Raw genomic sequence first — 18,319 nt, forward strand, 5'->3', positions numbered from 1 at the left:
TAAGCAACGCTGCCTTAATATTCTATCTCTAGTTTTTTGAGTTTAGAAATGAGTGTAGTAGGGTTAATTCCTAAAAGCACTGCTGCTCCATCTTCACCAAAGATTTTTCCATCACATTGTTTAACGGCCAAAATCAGATTTTTAATTTCTAAATCTTTTAGTTGATGGATTGTCATGACTTGTTGAGTTGAGAGATTTTCTGAACTATCAGATGATGATTTTTTCCCTTGTAGTAAATCTTGTTCCAGTAAATATTTAAATGAAACTGAGCCTTGTTTTGCAGTAATCATAGCTCGCTCAATTACATTTTGCAGTTCACGAATATTTCCAGGCCATTCATATTGTTGTAATTCTAAAATATGTTTTTGTGAAAAAGGTAAATAATTAACTTTACGTTTTTCACAAAGCAGTTTCGAAAAATGGCTAACCAAAAGAGGTATATCTTCTTTACGATCACGTAATGCAGGGGAGTAGATTGGAAATACATTCAAGCGGAAGTATAAGTCTTCACGGAAATTTTTGAGCTTAACTTCTTCTTTGAGATTACGATTAGTCGCTGCAATAATCCTAACATCGACGTGACGAGTTTTTTCTTCACCAATTCGTTCAAATGTTCCTTCTTGTAATACTCTCAATAGCTTACTTTGTAATTCTAAAGGTATTTCACCAATTTCATCTAGAAACAATGTTCCACCATCTGCCAACTCAAAGCGTCCTGCACGATCACGGACAGCACCCGTAAAAGCACCTTTTACATGCCCGAAAAATTCACTTTCAAACAATTCAGAGGGGATGGCTGCACAGTTAACACGTATAAGTGGTTGGTGTTTACGATGACTAGATTGATGGATTGCACGTGCAATCAGTTCCTTTCCTGTACCAGATTCACCATAAATCATGACATTGGCATCAGTAGAAGCAACTACTTTAATTTTTTCAATAATTTGCAAGATTGAGGAACTATTTCCCACAATTTCATGATATTGATTCTCTTGTAATATCTCTTCCTGTAAATATTCATTTTGTTGTTCTAGTCGACTTTTTAAGTCTTGTAGCTCGATTAGAGCATGGGTGAGTTGTTTTTCTGTATTTAAGCGTTCGCTAATATCTCTAAAGACCACCACTGCACCGATGATCTCGCTATCACGGATGATTGGTGTACTTGTAAATTCAACAGGAAAAAAACTGCCATCACGACGCCAGAAAATCTCTTGTATCCCCTCATGCACTACACCATCATGTACAGCCGCATATATTGGGCATTCCTCAACAGGATAATGTGATCCATTTTCATGAGTATGATGATGTATTTTATGTATATTTTTACCGAGTACATCTTCTGGTTTTAAACCTAGCATTCTCGCGCCAACGGGATTTATAAAGGTACATAATCCTTGTTTATTGATACTGTAAATTCCATCACCTACTGAGCTCAACAGCAAATGCTTACCAGTGTCAGAATCGATAAAAAGTTCTTGTAGAGCTTGCCATTCTTTAAGACCTGCTCGAATGACTTTATCCGCATTTTTATTCAGTTGGCGTAGCTCTAGATCTTTGACATCGACTAAAGACCAAATGAGTAAAGTTTTATTTTTATATGGGATTGAAACAGAGCTAACATCGAATTGAATTTTTTCTCCATTTTTATCAAAAGCATATAGCTCATTATTCCATGCATAGCCTTTAGCTAGTGTTTCTTCTGTAAATGCCACTAAGTCTGGAAGTTGACTAAAATGACCAAAAATTGAAGTGACAGTTTTTTGAATCAGCTCATGGCGTTCATAGCGGAGTAATTTCGTAGCACTAATATTTACATCAATAAACTGATTTTGATGTGGGTCTAAAACAAGTAAGGCTTGTGAGGTGTGTTCAAAGGCAAGTGGGCGAATTGAATTCTCAGTAGTTACCCAATCGGAAATGAAGTCAGTATTATTCATGCTACGAAATTTCATAGAATATGTTATGAAATTTCATAATACTACGAAAAATCATAACCTTCCAGCATTATATTTATCATCAAAAAGAGTCGTTTTAAAAATATTAATTATTATATTTCAATTATATATAAATTAATTCCCACCAGAAAATAGAAATTGGCACAGCTCTCGCAATAAAACATTCAAACCAAACAATGGTTGATTGTAAATAGCATTAAACGAGGAGCTGCTATGCCAAAAGTTGATATTGAACAATACAAAGATGGTGATTTTCTTGTCGATTATGAAGAAAAGGTCTTTGAAGATGTAAAAGCGCAGCCAGGCGAAAAAGCATTAGTGACATTTCACACGGTAGCTTTTGAAGGGTCTATTGGTCTGGTAAATGTCCTCCAAGCCAAACGTTTATTACGCAAAGGTTTTGAAACCAAAATTTTGCTTTATGGTCCAGGTGTGCAGTTAGGTGTGCAACGAGGTTTCCCAACGTTAGGTGCTGAAGCTTTCCCAGGGCACTTGGCAGTGAATAATCAACTCAAAGCCTTTATGGAAGAAGGTGGAGAAGTCTATGCATGTCGTTTCGCTTTACAAGCTTTATATGGTCAAACGGAAAAAGCATTAATGCAGGGGATTCGTCCAATCAATCCTTTAGATGTAATGGACTTGAAATTACTGATGCGTCGTGACAATGCGCTGATCATTGATACTTGGACTGTTTAAAGATTTAAGAAAGGGGAATAAGACATGAATCAGATTGTAAAAGCAGCAGCAGTACAGTGTAGTCCAGTGCTTTATAGCCAAAAGGAAACCGTACAAAAAATCTGTAATACGATTTTGGAGTTAGGTAAACAAGGCGTACAGTTTGCTGTTTTTCCTGAAACAGTAGTGCCTTATTACCCTTACTTTTCTTTTGTACAACCACCGTTTGCAATGGGTAAGGAACATTTAAAACTGCTCAATGAATCTGTGGTTGTCCCTTCTGAAGCAACCTTTGCGATTGGTCAAGCCTGTGCTGAAGCAAAAATGGTGGTTTCTATTGGGATTAATGAGCGTGCAGGTGGAACAATCTACAACGCACAGTTGTTATTTGATGCTGATGGTTCAATCATTCAACATCGACGAAAAATTACTCCAACTTATCATGAACGTATGGTGTGGGGACAAGGCGATGGCAGTGGTTTACGTGCAATTGATTCAGCTGTGGGACGTGTGGGGTCACTGGCTTGTTGGGAGCATTACAATCCTTTGGCACGTTTTGCCTTAATGGCAGATGGAGAACAGATTCATGCTGCCATGTTCCCTGGTTCATTAGTCGGAAAGGTGTTCGCTGACCAGATCAGTGCCACCATTCAGCATCATGCTTTGGAATCAGGTTGTTTCGTGGTTAATGCAACTGCATGGCTACATCCAGAGCAACAACAACAAATCATGCAAGATACCGGTTGTGAAATTGGTCCAATTTCAGGTGGATGCTTCACCGCTATTGTATCGCCTGAAGGGAAATTTTTAGCCGAACCTATTACTCAGGGTGAAGGTTATTGTATCGCTGACTTAGATTTTTCATTAATTGATAAACGTAAACGCATGATGGATTCAGTTGGTCATTATAGCCGTCCAGAATTGTTAAGTTTATTGATTGATCGTCGTCCGACGCAGGTATTACATGAACTTAAAGTTGAATCTTCGGATTTAACAAATCTAGAAAAAATTTCCAGATTTACAGAAGAGCAGGTTTAAACCTTATCAAATCAATTCTAAAGAGAAGGGGTGAGTATGTCTGCAATACAACTTTTAACTGATTTGCAATGTAACGGTCTGAAATGGGAGGGCGAATTTGGTCTATCTCGTAAGGGTGGTGCAGGGCCAAGTGATCATAAGGCACTCAGCCTAGCTGGGCAGACGATGATGATTCCTGTGTTGAATCTGGTTGCACAAGAGTCTCCATACAGTGCTAAAGCTGATCCAGATTCTGACCAAGTGATCGTATTTAAAAATCAGATTCCTGTAGCAACTTTAACAGCCCCAGCTCGTCCAAAGTTCTATGATTTGACCACAGACGAAGGTATTCCATATGAACAAATTGCAACTTTGCATAGCCATGACGTCTTGGCAACAACTGTATTACAACATTGCATTCGTATGAATGATAAAGCTACGGCTTGTCAATTTTGTTCGATCGACCAATCGTTAAAAAGTGGTCGTACTTTAATTCGGAAACGTCCAGAACAGTTAGCAGAAGTTGCAAAAGCAGCTGTGGAACTCGATGGTGTACAGCAAATGGTCATTACCACTGGTACACCAAGCACCCCAGACCGTGGAGCAGAGATTTTATATGACAGTGTGAAAGCTATTCTGGCTGAAGTGAATTTACCTATACAGGTGCAATGTGAGCCACCCGATGATTTTGCATGGTTTCAAAAGTTAAAAGACGCAGGTGCGGTGTCCATTGGTATGCATCTTGAAGCGGTGAGTGAGCGGGTACGCCACAAAATTATGCCAGGTAAAGCAGAGGTTCCTCTTAATACTTATTTTGCAGCATTTAAGGCGGCAGTAGAGGTATTTGGTCGGGGACAAGTCAGTACCTATATCTTAGCTGGGCTAGGTGATACGGAAGATGAAATCATCGAAATGACCGCTAAATTGACCGAGATGGGCGTTTATCCATTTGTAGTGCCATTTGTACCAATTCAGGGAACAGCACTTGAACATCATTCAAAACCTGAGCAAGCCTTTATGCGGGCACTCTATCCCAAAATTGGAGAGCAACTTCGTAAAAATGGATTGCATTCAGAAGACACTCAAGCGGGTTGTGCCAAATGTGGAGCATGTTCTTCACTGAAAGCTTATGAGTAGGAGAAACAGTATGCAACTTTCTGGTTATCCATGGTTATTAGAGTTAAATGAAGGCCTTAAACAGTTTGTCACAGATGACATTGTTATCAAGGTGATCACTGAAGATTGGGAACGTCGTCAATATTATCGCCTGCGAGAAGCGACTTTTCGTGATGAACAAAAAATCCTAAAAGAAGATCGTGATGAATACGACTTTAAAGCTCTAGGTATTGTTGCGATTGGGCAAATGTTTGGTGAGCATGATCGTGTAATAGGTGCTGTGCGTATCTTCCCAGACGGAACAAATACATGGTGGGGCGGGCGTTTATGTGTAGAACCCTTGTACCGCCATCATCATGCTATTGGTAAAGCGTTGATTAATGCAGCCGTGACGACGGCAAAAAATTTAGGATGTAAAACATTCCTAGCGACAGTACAGCAACAAAATGAGCGTTATTTTCAGAAATTATGTTGGAACAGTGTCCGCGAATTAATGGTTGCTGAAATTCCACATATGATGATGCAAGCTCAAATTGAACATTATCCGCTACAGCATGTGGTCATGCAGGCTTATATGCAAAAAGAGGTGGAATGATGATGCCACTCAATCAACTTCTTGAATTTTTGAGACAAACCCCAGCGATGCAATCAAAACAAATGATTGCTAAAAGTGTAGTGATCCCAAATTTGAATAAAGTGAACTCTCTGCAAGCTTTGTATGCTTATCCTGGAGATGATACTGCCGCTATTGCCATACAGGATCAATATATTTTACATGCGTGTGAAGGGATGTTACCTAGTTTTGTTGCTAATCATCCTTATTTTGCCGGTTGGTCTGCAGTCATGGCAAATGTCAGTGACATTGCAGCAATGGGTGGTCGTGCCTTGTCAGTTGTGAATAGCTTTTGGCATACAAATGTTGAGCATGCTCAATTATTAATGCAAGGCATGCAAGATGCTTGTACTGCATATGATGTGGCAATGATTGGTGGACATAGCAATATTGCTGAAAATTATCAGCCAGCTTTATCGGTTGCCATTCAAGGTACAGCACAAAAATTATTATCGGTTTTGCATGTTAAACCACAGCAAAAAATTTTGATTGCTTTAAATCTACAAGGTCAATTTCATCCCAACACTGTGTATTGGAAATGCTTTGAACGTGTATCCGGACGTATTTTGCAAGCACAGCTCTCAGTAATGCCGCAACTTGCCCAGCAAGGAGTGGTATATGCCGCACGAGATATTAGTAATGCAGGTGTTTTAGGCAGTTTGCTCATGCTACTTGAGGCAACGCAAAGTGGCGCAGACATAGACCTTCAAAAAATTCCAAAACCACAAAATGTGGACTGGCAGACGTGGCTACAAATATTTCCAAGTTATGGATTTTTGCTGACAGCTGATGAAGGCGAATGCGAAGAGATCATTGAGTTATTTGAAAGTCAGGGAATTTGCTGTGCAGTGATTGGTGAAAGTAATGCCAGTGGAAAAGTTCATGTGCATGATCAGAAGCAAAGTGCTCAATTTTGGGATTTTAATCAGCAAACATTTACTGGTTTTAACTATGTCGAAATTTTAAAAAAGTTAAAGGCTCAGTCGGAACCGATTGAGCCGATAGAGAAGGAGGCAGCATATGCCTAGCGTGAATTTTACCGTGAAATGGCCGAATGGCGAGCTGATTCAATATTACTCTCCATCCACGGTGATTTATGAATATCTATCTAAAGGACATTCATATCCAGCAATACAGTTTTTAAAGTTGGCTGAAGATGGCTTATCTGCTGCATCAGAACGAGTACGGGTACGTTATGGCTTTGCATGTAGTTCAGCCATGGACAGCCTATCCACGATCAAACGCCAAGCTAACTTATTCGCCTTAAAAGACGAAGACCAAATTGAAATTACTGAAATGTACAATGAATAAGGGGAACAAGATGCTTAATATGCAAATTCAAGATTTACAACCAAATTATGATGTCGTGATTGTGGGTGGTGGCCAGGCAGGGTTATGTATCAGTCATTATTTACAAAAAGCAGGGATTGATCATGTGATTCTAGAAAAAGAATCAGAGTTAACCCATAGCTGGCGTAGTAAACGGTGGGATAATTTCACTTTGGTTACACCCAATTGGCAATGTTTACTTCCAGAGCATCCATATAACGGTAATGATCCTGATGGATTTATGAAAAAAAATGAAATTGTTGAATACCTCGACGACTTCATTGAAAAACTGAATCCACCAGTTTTATTAAATGTTCAAGTTAAGCATGTGGCAAAAATTGCACCGCAACATTTTGAAATTGAAACCAGTTTGGGCACAACTACTGCTAAACAATTAGTTGTAGCGGCTGGTGGTTATCACACCCCAATTTATCCAAAACTAAGTGATCAAGTACCTGAACAAGTATTGGTGATGCATTCAGAACAATATTTTAATGTGGAACAGTTACCTGAAGGTAATGTTTTGGTTGTCGGTTCAGGGCAATCGGGAGCCCAAATCGCTGAAGATCTACATTTGGCTGGTAAAAAGGTCTATCTTTCTACGGGAGATGCACCACGCTGTGCACGTTTTTATCGTGGTAAAGACGTAGTGAAGTGGCTTTATGAAATGGGCTATTACGAAACAACTGTCAAAGATCATCGATACAGTGAAGAAGTTCGTAACAGTACTAATCATTATGTGACTGGGCGAGATGGTGGTCGTGATATTGATCTACGTAAATTTGCATTAGAAGGTATGCGACTGCTTGGACGATTTGAGGACTATAAGGATGGGCAGTTTGTATTCCGTCCAGATTTAATTCAGAACTTAGATATGGCAGATGCAACTTATAACCGTATTAATGCCTCTATTGATGACTATCTAGAGAAAAATAATATTGTGACTGAAGAACCTGCATCTGTATATCAGCCACTTTGGCGGCCAGAGCAGGAAATTACCCATATCGACTTAGTTGATGAAAACATCACCTCAATCATTTGGTGTATCGGATTTAGACCAGACTATTCTTGGATTGATTTAGATATATTCCAAACAAATGGATATCCAAAACATGATCGCGGTATTACGGTTGACCCAGATGTAAGCTTTATTGGATTACCTTGGTTAAACACGTGGGGTTCAGGACGTTTTATGGATGTTGCTAAAGATGCTGGGTTTATTGCGGATCATCTCATTCAACAATTAAATGTTACACCTCTGCATATATCCTCAACATTAGCATCATTGGCTTAAATACTAGGCAGCTGAATAGTCTCAACTTTCGGCTGCATCAAACCTCAAATTTAGTTAGAAATCATAGGGTAGCCCAAATGGACCAACAACCTTTTGTAATTAATACTAATACTGCACCATGGGAATTTCTTCCTGTTCCATTTTTAAATAGTGAAATTCCTGTTAAAACCTGTCTGGCATGCCCAGATACAGGCATGATGATCTGGAAATTACGTTATCCAGCAGGTTTTACAACTGTTGAACACTGGCATAATTGTGCACATGGCATGTATGTCTTAGAAGGACACTTGGTGACAAGCCAAGGTGAATTTGGACCAGGGAATTTTGTTTGGTTTCCAGAAGGGAGTGTGATGTTCCACGGAGCTCGTAGTGACAATGATGCCCTAGTTCTTTTTATTACTAATAAAGACTTTGATATCCACTTCACAGCAGAGGAAGGTCTTCCTGAATTTATCGAGTAAATAGCTAAACAGGAATCCTATCCAATATGCCATTAGTGGAGTTAAGTACTATGAATATGCTACTAGTGAAACACTTTCCTGTTCGTAATCTTAAATTTTTTAAGAAGAACTTATTAAAGACTCACTATTGGATGGGAAACTCTGCAGGACTGACTTATGCAATGCTTGCTTTATCTGTCATGTTTCCAGCAGGCGAGCGATTTTTTATTCAATCTGTAAAAAAGGCTCGTTTTAAACCTGAAGCGAAGCTTGATATTGATTTACAACGACAGATTACTAACTTTATGGTACAAGAAGCTATTCATACTCGCGAACATATGTACTTCAATCGATTTAATCAAATTAATGAAATACATATGGCAGAATTAGAGCAGAAAACTGAAGAAGCCATTCAATTTCTTAGTCAATGGGTTTCGAATATATCCAGTAAATGTGGTATTTCTACACAAGAAAGTGACTTATTAATAACAGTTGCTTTAGAGCATTGCACAGCAACGATTGCAGCAAAATTTTTAAAATTCAAAAAATTTAATGAATTGATTCAAGATCCTGAAATTTCAAGGTTTTGGGTCTGGCATGCGATAGAGGAAATCGAACATAAAAGCGTAGCTTTTGAATTATTAGAGAAAATTTCTAAAGATTCATATAAATTCAATTTCATCAGATGTATAACATATGTATTTAGCTTAACAGGGCTTTCTTTATGCTATGGATATTGCTTAATGAATCTGCTAGTCAAAGATAATAAAATAAATTATCTCAATGCATTAAATGATATTTATCAATATAGCCTTAGTCCAAGTAAAGGTATTCTATTCGCTTCGTTTAGTGATTTTTTTGCATTTTTAAAACCTAATTTTCATCCGAATGAAATTGATCATGAAGAGTTACTAGCCATTTGGAAGGAGAAAATAAAGTTAGATGTATCGGATTTAACATAATCTCTATTATACGAAATCAACATGTTAGAACCCATTTAAAGTGTCTATATTCTCACCAATAAAAATGTCTAGTTTATGATGGCTTAAACATCATGGACTGGATATGAAATATAGATGCTGATCACTATGTCTGACAAAGAAATTCAACGTCTTGCTGTTCTGCAAGACGTTCGAGATCATCGTATTACACAAGTCCGTGCTGCTGAAATCCTTAATCTTTCAACCCGTCAAATTACCCGGTTATTACAGAAGCTCAATCAAGATGGTGTTTCAGGTATGGCGCATGCCAGTCGTGGTCAACCTGGCCATCGTCGCCATGATGATTTATTAAAATCAAAATGTCTTTCCATTATTTCTGAACATCTGCTGGGATTTGGACCTACCTTGGCCCATGAGAAGCTCAGCAGCATGTTTGACCTGAATATCCCGGTAGAAACGCTTCGGCGCTGGATGACTGCAAATGACCTCTGGATTCCACGATCCAAGCGCCTTAAACGTCCATATCAGCCACGTTATAACCGGGATTGCTTCGGTGAGCTAATCCAGATTGATGGCTCATATCATGACTGGTTCGAAGGACGCGCTGCTAAGTGCTGCTTGCTGGTTTATATCGATGATGCCACTGGAAAGCTGTTGCATCTGCGCTTCTGTGAGGCGGAAACGACCTTCGACTATATGCTTTCAACCCGAGCCTACATTGAACAATACGGTAAGCCTCTGGCCTTTTATAGCGATAAACATTCGGTCTTCCGAGTGAACCAGAAATCGAGCCAGGACAGCCAGATCACGCAATTTGGGCGGATTCTGAATGAGTTAAATATTGATATTATCTTCGCCAACTCACCCCAGGCCAAAGGCCGTGTGGAACGTGCCAATAGAACACTCCAGGATCGCCTGATCAAGGAAATGCGCCTAGAAGGTATCTGTTCAATTGCCGAGGCAAATGCCTGGCTGCCCTGCTTTATTGAGCATTTCAATCAGAAGTTTGCCAAGTGTGCGCGAAACTCAAAGAATTTACATCGGCCATTAACCGAATCTCATCTTGAACTGGATGATATTTTTACCTGGCAGGAACCGCGTAAGGTCACCAAGAATCTGACCCTGACCTATGACAAATGTATTTATCTGCTTGAACCGACAGAGCTGAATCATAAGCTTGTTGGGCAATATATTTCATTTCTGGAGTACCCAGATGGCACTGTGGCCCTCATGTACGAGGGACGAAAGCTCAACTACAGCATTTTCAATAAATTAGCTGGGCTACAGCAGAATGAGATCGTTGAGAATAAACGGTTAGGTACAGTTCTGGCACATATTCAGCAACAGCATGAAGAGTTGGAAAAACAGAATAAACGTTCCCGTCTCAAGAAAAGTATGCCGAGTCGTAAAGCTCAGAAAGCTGTTATTGAACAAAGAAAGTTAAATCCTGTGCTTGACTCTTGTGGTTAAAAACAGGACATTTTAAATGGTTTATCGCATAGACATTTTAATTGGTGAATAACACAACATGTTATTCCAAAGTAGAAATGTCTGGTTTCTCCAAAGTAAAAATGTCCGCTTTTAGAATATGCACTTTTGCAATTTCCTTAGCGGACGGTTTGATATGTTGGTGTCTATGTCGGATAAAGAACTTAAACGATTGTCGGTCTTGCAGGAAATCTGCGATCAACGCATAACTCAATCCTAGGCTGCTCAGCTACTTCATATTTCAGAACGTCAGATCAGACGCTTACTGCAGAAATACAAAGCCCAAGGTCCAGCTGCATTAGCCCATGCCGGTCGTGGCCAAATCAGCAATTCTAAACTTCCTGAAGAACTCAGACTCAAGTGCCTCAATATTGTTTCTGACCAACTCCATGGTTTCGGACCCACTTTAGCGCATGAAAAGCTCACCACCGTACATGGATTCGATCTTTCAGTAGAAACCCTGCGTTCCTGGATGATTGCAGCTGACTTATGGATGCCTCGATCCAAGCGCTTGAAACGCCGGTATCAGCCTCGTTACAACCGGGATTGCTTTGGTGAACTGATCCAAATTGATGGCTCACACCATGACTGGTTTGAAGGACGCGCTGCTAAATGCTGTCTGCTGGTGTTTATCGATGATGCTACAGGAAAATTGCAGCATTTACGCTTCTGTGAGTCAGAATCAACCTTTGACTATATGATTTCAACACGCTTATATGTCGAACAGCACGGTAAGCCTTTAGCGTTTTACAGCGACAAACATTCAGTCTTTAGAGTGAATCAAAGCAGCAAGAAAGACACCAAGATTACCCAGTTTGGACGTGTACTCAGCACCCTGAATATCGATATCATCTTCGCTAATTCACCGCAGGCCAAAGGCCGTGTGGAACGGGCCAACAGAACCCTTCAGGACCGTCTGATCAAGGAGATGCGCCTGAAAGGCATCTGTTCGATTGAGCAAGCTAATGTCTGGCTACCCTGCTTCATTGAGCAGTTCAATCAGAAGTTCGCCAAGATGGCTTTTAATCCTAAGAATCTACATCGGCCTATCACTGAAACAGCCGAAGAGTTAGATGATATTTTTACTTGGCGTGAACCCCGCAGAGTCACGAATAGCCTGACGATTACTTATGATAAATGCGTATATCTCCTGGAAAACACCGAAGAAAATCAAAGGTTGATCGGTAAGTATCTTGAGTTCCTGGAATACCCGGATGGTACTGTAGCCATCATGCATAATAGCCGAAAGATCAATTACAGCCTCTTCGATAAATTAAGTCAGCTGAATCAGCGAGAGATTGTTGAGAATAAACGGTTGGGTGCTGTTCTGAATCATATCCAACAACAGCATGAAGAACTGGAACAGCAAAACAAACGCAATCGTTCTCAAAAGATGCCAAGCAGACGTGCACAGAAAACAGCAATTCAAGAACTAAATCTAAATCCTGTGCTTGACTTGGAAATGTCCATATAGGACATTTCTATCTGGTTATTAGGTAGGACATTTCTACTTTGGAATAACAGAACAAATTGAAACATATAAAAATCAAAAACTTATGCTATAAATAATTTGCTCGACGATGTCGAAAAGCCGACTTGGGAACAAGTCGGCTTTTTTATGAGCAGTTTTGATATATTTTGCCAATAAAATTGGTTAAAAAACGATCAAATCGTAATTTCCTTCCGATTCCTTAAGGCTTCCATTTCTGAATTTATCCCCATTTCTTGCGGATAAGCTTTGGGATAATTTTGATGATTTTTTGTACGCTTTGGCTTACAGCATTTTACGAAATTGTTTGTATCCAAGCACCAGTGAAGTCCCTATGATCGATCTATATGAACAGGATGTTCAATGACTTAAAACAAGAATAATCAGTCAGACACCATGACCATTAGGTAGTCAGCCCTACCTATGCGCTCCACACCGAAAAATCCCGACATGACGTCGGGATTTTTTATTGTCATTTGAATAATAATTCAATTAAGCATAAAATATAGATTGTAATCTATATTATTGTTGTAATATGTGGACAGTCATTACAACGGATCTGTTTAACGAATGGCTTGCACAGCAAGATCAATCTACACAAGAGAAAGTACTCGCAGCGTTGGTCGTTCTACAGCAACAGGGACCAAGTTTAGGTCGTCCTTTAGTAGATACCGTCTATGACTCCAAATTTACCAATATGAAAGAGCTACGTGTTCAGCATCGAGGTAAACCACTGAGAGCCTTTTTCGCGTTTGATCCTTTACGACAAGCTATTGTGCTGTGTATCGGTGATAAAGGCGGTAAAAAGCGTTTTTATAAAGAGATGTTAGATATTGCCGATCAGCAATACGAAATTCATCTTTCAACTTTAGGAGATCAATCTAATGGCTAAGACCCTACAAGAATTATTGGCTAATCGCTCTCCAGAGAGTCAAGCTCGTATTCAACAAATGGCGGATGAATTATTGTTGGAAACTCAGCTTCACCTTATTCGTGAAGAGTTAGAGATTTCTCAAAAAGAACTGGCTGCAACCCTTGGAATCAAACAGCCTTCATTGTCAGCAATCGAAAATCGTGGTCATGATCTTAAAATTTCAACGATGAAAAAGTATGTCGAAGCAATGGGCGGAAAACTTCGTATTGATGTAGAGCTTCCAACAGGAAAACACATAGGATTCAATGTCTAATAATAAACCTTTGAAAAATAGTAGTAAATTACTTGTTAACTTGGACAAGTTTATATTTTTAGTCAATGCTGCTGATAGCCTAGAGGAAATTGAAATTATTAGAGATTTATGCTGTGACTATTTTTCACATTGTAAGAAGTCAAGCTATTACACTGATATTTTCGACAATGCTTATTGGATAAAATATTACGAAATAACTTAATCTTTCCAGATTCGCATAAGAGATTTTATGCTAAATAGATATGAGAAAGGCCATAAATTGTGACTTTCTCATATACGAAGAGAGAGCTGAGAACTTTCGTTTTATTGATTTATTCCAAATGAAGCTGATATTGATGTGTGGTGATTTTAATTTTTAGTTGCTTATATTTTCTTTTCGTAGCGCTCAGAGCTGAATTAGACACTTCTGTATAAAATATAGGATCATTCATCAAATCAGAAAATAATTTATATCCAATCAATAATTTACTGTATTTATTCCCATCTTTGAGATTCGTTTCAATTAATTGATCTAAATCTTTTACAGAAAAACTATATATATTGGCCTCGATAGAGTGTTTCTGAACGGGCACCATACAGGGTTGGCGATAGGAACTAAAGTTAAATTAGGTATTGATATATGGAATATTATTGTAAAAATAATAGATTAAACTTATATCGAGGCTAAACTTTACTCCTTTAATAGTAAAAATCTTATTCAGGATCCAAGATATATCCTTCTAAAAGACTTTAGTCCTTCTCTTTTTCAAGTCAAATTTACCCGTAATTCTGGCTAGAATACTCTCTCAAAATGCATATACCCTATATTTATCTTGATATAAGGTCTTTTCTATAATTTTTTGGATATCTTCACTAGTCCATTTTTGCTGCTTAGCTTTAAAAATGAACTGTGATTGCAGAACAAATGAGTGTTCACCTTTTCTTAAATAAAGATTCTTGACTTTTTTTTGCATAAGAAACAATTCAATAACCTATACTCTTAAACTTTATACTAGTTGAGAAAAATTTACTTTTAATTATAACTGGCTTTGTTGCACAAAGATTTAAAAGTTAAGACTTCTCATATCTACTCAAATTTAAGTGACAACTCGGGTATGTGGTCTGCCTAAGTCCGTAAATTTATTTAATACTGCCATACGTGCATGAATCTCATTGACTTGGCTTTGAAAATTTCTCGCACTGAGTTTATCCCCCAATAATTTGATGCAATGCATCTTGGTTTCAACCAAACTTCGCCGATGATAGCCTGACCATTTCTTCCAAATAGTTCTTCCTAAACGTTTAACTGTTCGAAGCAACTCATTGCGTTCTAGCGAGCTCATCTTTTTATCTTTCCATGGCTTCGCATTTTTTCTTGGTGGAATCACTGCATGTGCTTGCCGATCCGCAATGACCTGTCGGCACTGTTTGGTATCATAAGCTCCATCGGTATAGACGGAGTCAACTCTCTCATCTTGTGGAATCTGATCGAGTAAATCACCAAGTACCTGTGAATCACTCACATTGTTGGTTGTGAGCTGAACAGCACGTATTTGTAAGGTTTTAGCATCTATACCAATATGTAATTTACGCCATTGGCGACGATATTCAGGCTGATGTTTTTTACGCTTCCATTCACCCTCACCTAAGAATTTCAGACCTGTAGAGTCAACGATTAGATATAGTCCATCACAACTTTTTTGATAGCTAATCACAATATCAATATGCTGTTGTCGTCTACAAATTGTAGTGTAGTCTGGCGCTATCCAATTTAACCTACAAAGATGGATGAGACTTTGAACAAAGCCTGTGACCATGCGTAAAGACAATCGAAAGAGAGATTTAATCATTAGGCAGCATTGGATAGCTGCGTCGGAGTAAGTTTGATTTCGTCCTTGTTTGCCTTTTGATGGGGCATACCATTGCGTAGCAGGATCAAACCAAATGGCAATATTTCCACGATTAATGAGAGCTCGGTTATATGAAGACCAATTGGTTGTGCGATAAATTTTAGGTGTCGACTTATTCGGGACTGTTCTAAATTTTGTGTAAGTACTTAATTTTCATTTATCCTTCAGAGGATAATTACAAAAGGTACTTCACATGGATGAAGCAACAATCAAAAGTATGGCTGCCGAATTGGCTAAAGGTCTAAAAACACCAGAAGACTTAAACCAAATGACAGCAGTCTTTAAAAAATTCATGATTGAAACTGCACTCAATACTGAACTTTCAGACCATCTCGGTTATGAAAAGCATCAGCCCAAGAAAGGCTCAAATAGCCGTAATGGGTTTAGTTCTAAAACCATTACAACTCAAGATGGACAACTGGCTTTAGATATTCCCCGTGATCGAGAAGGTTCATTTGAGCCACAAATTATCAAAAAGCACCAAACACGCATCACCAGTATGGATGACCAAATCCTCTCACTGTATGCAAAAGGAATGACTAATAGGGAAATTGTAGCCTTCTTCAAAGAAATGTACGATGCCGATGTGTCAGCATCTCTCATCAGCAAAGTTACCGATGCTGTGATTGAGCAAGTGACTGAGTGGCAAAATAGAGCCTTAGATAGCCTTTATCCTGTTGTCTATCTTGACTGTATTGTTGTCAAAGTCCGTCAGCACTCCAATGTGATTAACAAGTCCGTATACCTTGCTTTAGGCATCAATATGGATGGGCAAAAAGAATTACTGGGTATGTGGATTGCTCAGACAGAAGGTGCCAAATTCTGGCTGTCAGTCATGACAGAGCTAAAAAATCGAGGAGTACAGGACATTCTTGTTGCCTGTGTAGATGGATTAAAAGGCTTCCCTGACGCGATAGCCTCTGTTTACCCTCATACTGATATTCAACTGTGTATCGTGCATGTTGTACGCAATAGCCTGAGATTTGTAAGCTGGAAAGACTACAAAGCTGTTACGTCGGGTCTGAAAGCGATTTATCAGGCAAGTACAGAGGAAAATGCTTTAAAATCCCTAGACATCTTCTGTGATCAATGGAATCACCAGTATCCCAAAATTGGAGAATCCTGGCGGGCCAATTGGGAAAATATCCGAACGATCTTTAGCTATCCAGCCGAAATACGTCATGCAATTTATACAACAAATGCGATTGAGTCGTTGAATAGCGTAATACGCCATTCAACGAAGAAAAGGAAAATCTTTTCATCTGATGACTCAGTAAAGAAGGTCATTTACTTAGCAACATCAAATGCTGCGAAGAAATGGACGATGCCAATTCAAAATTGGCGTTTAGCAATGAATTGGTTTACGATTCAGTTCGATGATCGATTAAAAGATCATTTATAAAAAATGGAACTTACACAAAATAATTTACAGGCTCACTTATTCATTTGAAAATTATATTGTGGAATAAGCCTTTAGAGATAGGTTTGTGCAACAAAGCCGTTTTCTTAACAAAACTATGGAGCATTACAATGCGTTTACCGACTAGTGTGCAACACATAACACGAGCAATACCTTCTTGAGATTTTAAGCGCAACTCAAATAGTCCTTTACTCATTGGTAATGTGTGAGATTCTCCTAAGTTTGCGCCGGGGGTGAGTCTATTACTTTACCCAGTGCATTATTTAATATAGTTCTATAGACATCCAAGCGTTCTTTGTAATTTTCAATAAACTTAGTCAACTCTATGTCATCAGGGCTACTTAACTTACGAAAATGTTTTCACTTCCTATTATTTCAAGAAAATCAAAGCTCATTGTGCAACGAATATAAATATAAGATGACTTTTAAATCAGCTTGTCTCTAATCTCGAATCCGCTAATATCCTCAAAAGCTATTTTTCTTGTCCATTTACTTCTTCAAATACACCTTTGTGGTTCAAAAGCATGTGTTTGATCGGTTGACCAGTGAGCTGATTAATATCCAAAAGATCATAAACCATTTGTTGTCCTAGCTGTTCACGCCGGACGGCTTCAACAATTTCCTGCATGTTTTGAAATTCTTCAAAACTCAGAACAACAGCTTCGGGCGTATTCTTCGTATAAACAAAAACAGGTTTATGACTTTCTTTGACACATTGAACAATTTTGCTCCAAGATTTGCGAACATCAGACGCAGAAACAATCGCACCGTTTATAAAAGTTAATCGACTCATATCTAAGACCTTATACTGGATGGCAAAAATTAAATCACTTTAGAATATTGTTCCGAATGTAAGAAAACGACCGTTATTTATTATGGGGCTATTATATATTTCTAAAATTAGTAGATGATATTTGTATGTAACTATATAATCTAAAAAAATAAATTTTAAATCGTGCAAATTAAAAATAGGGAAAGCTATGCTTACTGGAGTCTATATAAATAATGTTGCTACTTATAGTGTACCAACACAATTAGATGGTTTAAAGCAGATAAATTTTATATTTGGGGCAAATGGGTCTGGAAAAACTACAATTGTAGAATTATAGATCAACCATTAGGCTACACACATTGTTTACTTCAATGGCTTGGTGAAGAACCAATAAAAACTCTAGTCTATAATAAGGATTTTATTGATCGTAATTTCAATCAAGAAAATACCGTTAAAGGAGTTTTTACTCTAGGTGACGATCAAGTTGAGGCAGAAGGTCAAATTGCTTTATTGCGTCCACAAATGAGGGTGAATGGAAGCGTAAAAAACATCAGCCTGAATATCGTCGCCAATGGCGTAAATTACATATGGGTATAGATGCTAAAACCTTACAAATACGCGCTGTTCAGCTCACAACCAACAATGTGAGTGATTCACAGGTACTTGGTGATTTACTCGATCAGATTCCACAAGA

The 18,319-nt window shown here is 38.5% G+C and carries 20 protein-coding genes and 3 pseudogenes; 18 read left to right on the top strand and 5 right to left on the bottom strand.

Translation table 11 applies throughout. The features are described from left to right. Positions 1-14 precede the first annotated feature (14 nt). Entirely contained in the window at positions 15-1,952 is a 1,938-nt protein-coding gene (locus F985_RS19970) for a sigma 54-interacting transcriptional regulator (protein WP_004704373.1), read from the bottom strand. Positions 1,953-2,168: 216 nt separating this feature from the next. Here F985_RS19970 and F985_RS19975 point away from each other — a divergent pair, with 216 nt between their 5' ends. The 14 genes and pseudogenes from F985_RS19975 (at position 2,169) to F985_RS20035 (ending at position 13,746) form a co-directional block, all read left to right on the top strand. Next, on the top strand, positions 2,169-2,651 hold the full coding sequence (locus tag F985_RS19975; RefSeq protein WP_004704375.1) for an MSMEG_0572/Sll0783 family nitrogen starvation response protein: 483 nt from the start codon (positions 2,169-2,171) through the stop codon (positions 2,649-2,651). A gap of 24 nt (positions 2,652-2,675) precedes the next feature. Next, positions 2,676-3,668, top strand: coding sequence for a Nit6803 family nitrilase (locus tag F985_RS19980; protein WP_004704376.1), 993 nt, complete (start codon positions 2,676-2,678; stop codon positions 3,666-3,668). A gap of 36 nt (positions 3,669-3,704) precedes the next feature. Next, positions 3,705-4,784, top strand: a complete 1,080-nt coding sequence (locus F985_RS19985; protein WP_004704377.1) for an MSMEG_0568 family radical SAM protein — start codon at positions 3,705-3,707, stop codon at positions 4,782-4,784. Positions 4,785-4,794: 10 nt separating this feature from the next. Continuing rightward, entirely contained in the window at positions 4,795-5,358 is a 564-nt protein-coding gene (locus F985_RS19990) for an MSMEG_0567/Sll0786 family nitrogen starvation N-acetyltransferase (RefSeq protein ID WP_004704378.1), read from the top strand. Beyond that, the gene (locus tag F985_RS19995; RefSeq protein WP_004704379.1) at positions 5,358-6,404 is read left to right on the top strand and encodes a sll0787 family AIR synthase-like protein; all 1,047 of its coding nucleotides are present in this window, start codon (positions 5,358-5,360) and stop codon (positions 6,402-6,404) included. Before F985_RS19990 ends, F985_RS19995 begins: the two co-directional genes overlap by 1 nt. Continuing rightward, positions 6,397-6,687, top strand: a complete 291-nt coding sequence (locus tag F985_RS20000) for an MSMEG_0570 family nitrogen starvation response protein (RefSeq protein WP_004704380.1) — start codon at positions 6,397-6,399, stop codon at positions 6,685-6,687. The genes F985_RS19995 and F985_RS20000 overlap by 8 nt, the downstream gene beginning before the upstream one ends. Before the next feature lie 10 nt (positions 6,688-6,697). Continuing rightward, complete coding sequence (locus F985_RS20005) at positions 6,698-7,999, top strand: MSMEG_0569 family flavin-dependent oxidoreductase (protein ID WP_004704381.1); 1,302 nt, start codon at positions 6,698-6,700, stop codon at positions 7,997-7,999. A 77-nt stretch (positions 8,000-8,076) separates the two neighbouring features. After that, entirely contained in the window at positions 8,077-8,460 is a 384-nt protein-coding gene (locus F985_RS20010; RefSeq protein ID WP_004704382.1) for a cupin domain-containing protein, read from the top strand. Between the two features lie 50 nt (positions 8,461-8,510). After that, the gene (locus F985_RS20015; protein ID WP_031944561.1) at positions 8,511-9,401 is read left to right on the top strand and encodes a metal-dependent hydrolase; all 891 of its coding nucleotides are present in this window, start codon (positions 8,511-8,513) and stop codon (positions 9,399-9,401) included. A gap of 114 nt (positions 9,402-9,515) precedes the next feature. Continuing rightward, the gene (locus F985_RS20020) at positions 9,516-10,850 is read left to right on the top strand and encodes an ISNCY family transposase (protein WP_004699130.1); all 1,335 of its coding nucleotides are present in this window, start codon (positions 9,516-9,518) and stop codon (positions 10,848-10,850) included. Positions 10,851-11,016: 166 nt separating this feature from the next. Beyond that, positions 11,017-12,342, top strand: a pseudogene (locus F985_RS0104725) (ISNCY family transposase). A 550-nt stretch (positions 12,343-12,892) separates the two neighbouring features. Next, positions 12,893-13,249 carry a type II toxin-antitoxin system RelE/ParE family toxin gene (locus F985_RS20025; RefSeq protein ID WP_000269903.1) on the top strand — a complete coding sequence of 119 codons (357 nt, stop codon included), beginning with the start codon at positions 12,893-12,895 and terminating at the stop codon, positions 13,247-13,249. Further along, positions 13,242-13,544, top strand: a complete 303-nt coding sequence (locus F985_RS20030) for a helix-turn-helix domain-containing protein (protein ID WP_001140619.1) — start codon at positions 13,242-13,244, stop codon at positions 13,542-13,544. The genes F985_RS20025 and F985_RS20030 overlap by 8 nt, the downstream gene beginning before the upstream one ends. Beyond that, entirely contained in the window at positions 13,537-13,746 is a 210-nt protein-coding gene (locus F985_RS20035) for a hypothetical protein (protein WP_000069471.1), read from the top strand. Before F985_RS20030 ends, F985_RS20035 begins: the two co-directional genes overlap by 8 nt. A 109-nt stretch (positions 13,747-13,855) precedes the next feature. Here the strand turns inward: F985_RS20035 and F985_RS20040 are convergent, their stop codons facing one another. Further along, entirely contained in the window at positions 13,856-14,083 is a 228-nt protein-coding gene (locus F985_RS20040) for a hypothetical protein (RefSeq protein WP_025469214.1), read from the bottom strand. A 537-nt stretch (positions 14,084-14,620) separates the two neighbouring features. Further along, complete coding sequence (locus F985_RS20045; RefSeq protein WP_031944562.1) at positions 14,621-15,532, bottom strand: IS5-like element ISAba13 family transposase; 912 nt, start codon at positions 15,530-15,532, stop codon at positions 14,621-14,623. Positions 15,533-15,626: 94 nt separating this feature from the next. Here F985_RS20045 and F985_RS20050 point away from each other — a divergent pair, with 94 nt between their 5' ends. Further along, positions 15,627-16,835 carry an IS256-like element ISAba26 family transposase gene (locus F985_RS20050; RefSeq protein WP_000343018.1) on the top strand — a complete coding sequence of 403 codons (1,209 nt, stop codon included), beginning with the start codon at positions 15,627-15,629 and terminating at the stop codon, positions 16,833-16,835. Positions 16,836-16,875: 40 nt separating this feature from the next. Here the strand turns inward: F985_RS20050 and F985_RS25440 are convergent. Both F985_RS25440 and F985_RS20055 read right to left on the bottom strand, forming a co-directional pair. After that, positions 16,876-17,070, bottom strand: a pseudogene (locus tag F985_RS25440) (type II toxin-antitoxin system RelE/ParE family toxin); the annotation flags it as partial. A gap of 255 nt (positions 17,071-17,325) precedes the next feature. Continuing rightward, positions 17,326-17,646 (bottom strand): type II toxin-antitoxin system Phd/YefM family antitoxin, encoded by a 321-nt coding sequence (locus F985_RS20055; protein WP_004704395.1) that lies wholly within the window; start codon positions 17,644-17,646, stop codon positions 17,326-17,328. A 187-nt stretch (positions 17,647-17,833) separates the two neighbouring features. On the opposite strand from F985_RS20055, the gene F985_RS26220 reads away from it, so the two are divergent. The 3 genes and pseudogenes from F985_RS26220 to F985_RS0104735 all read left to right on the top strand — a co-directional run. Then, positions 17,834-17,962: an AAA family ATPase gene (locus F985_RS26220; RefSeq protein ID WP_002123981.1), complete on the top strand. Its 129-nt coding sequence runs from the start codon at positions 17,834-17,836 to the stop codon at positions 17,960-17,962. A 53-nt stretch (positions 17,963-18,015) separates the two neighbouring features. After that, the gene (locus F985_RS25815; protein WP_235824376.1) at positions 18,016-18,222 is read left to right on the top strand and encodes an AAA family ATPase; all 207 of its coding nucleotides are present in this window, start codon (positions 18,016-18,018) and stop codon (positions 18,220-18,222) included. After that, positions 18,150-18,319 (top strand): annotated as a pseudogene (locus tag F985_RS0104735) (transposase); the annotation flags it as partial. The gene F985_RS25815 and the pseudogene F985_RS0104735, both read left to right, overlap by 73 nt.

Origin of the sequence: Acinetobacter seifertii (assembly GCF_000368065.1) — a bacterium.
Lineage (GTDB): Bacteria > Pseudomonadota > Gammaproteobacteria > Pseudomonadales > Moraxellaceae > Acinetobacter > Acinetobacter seifertii.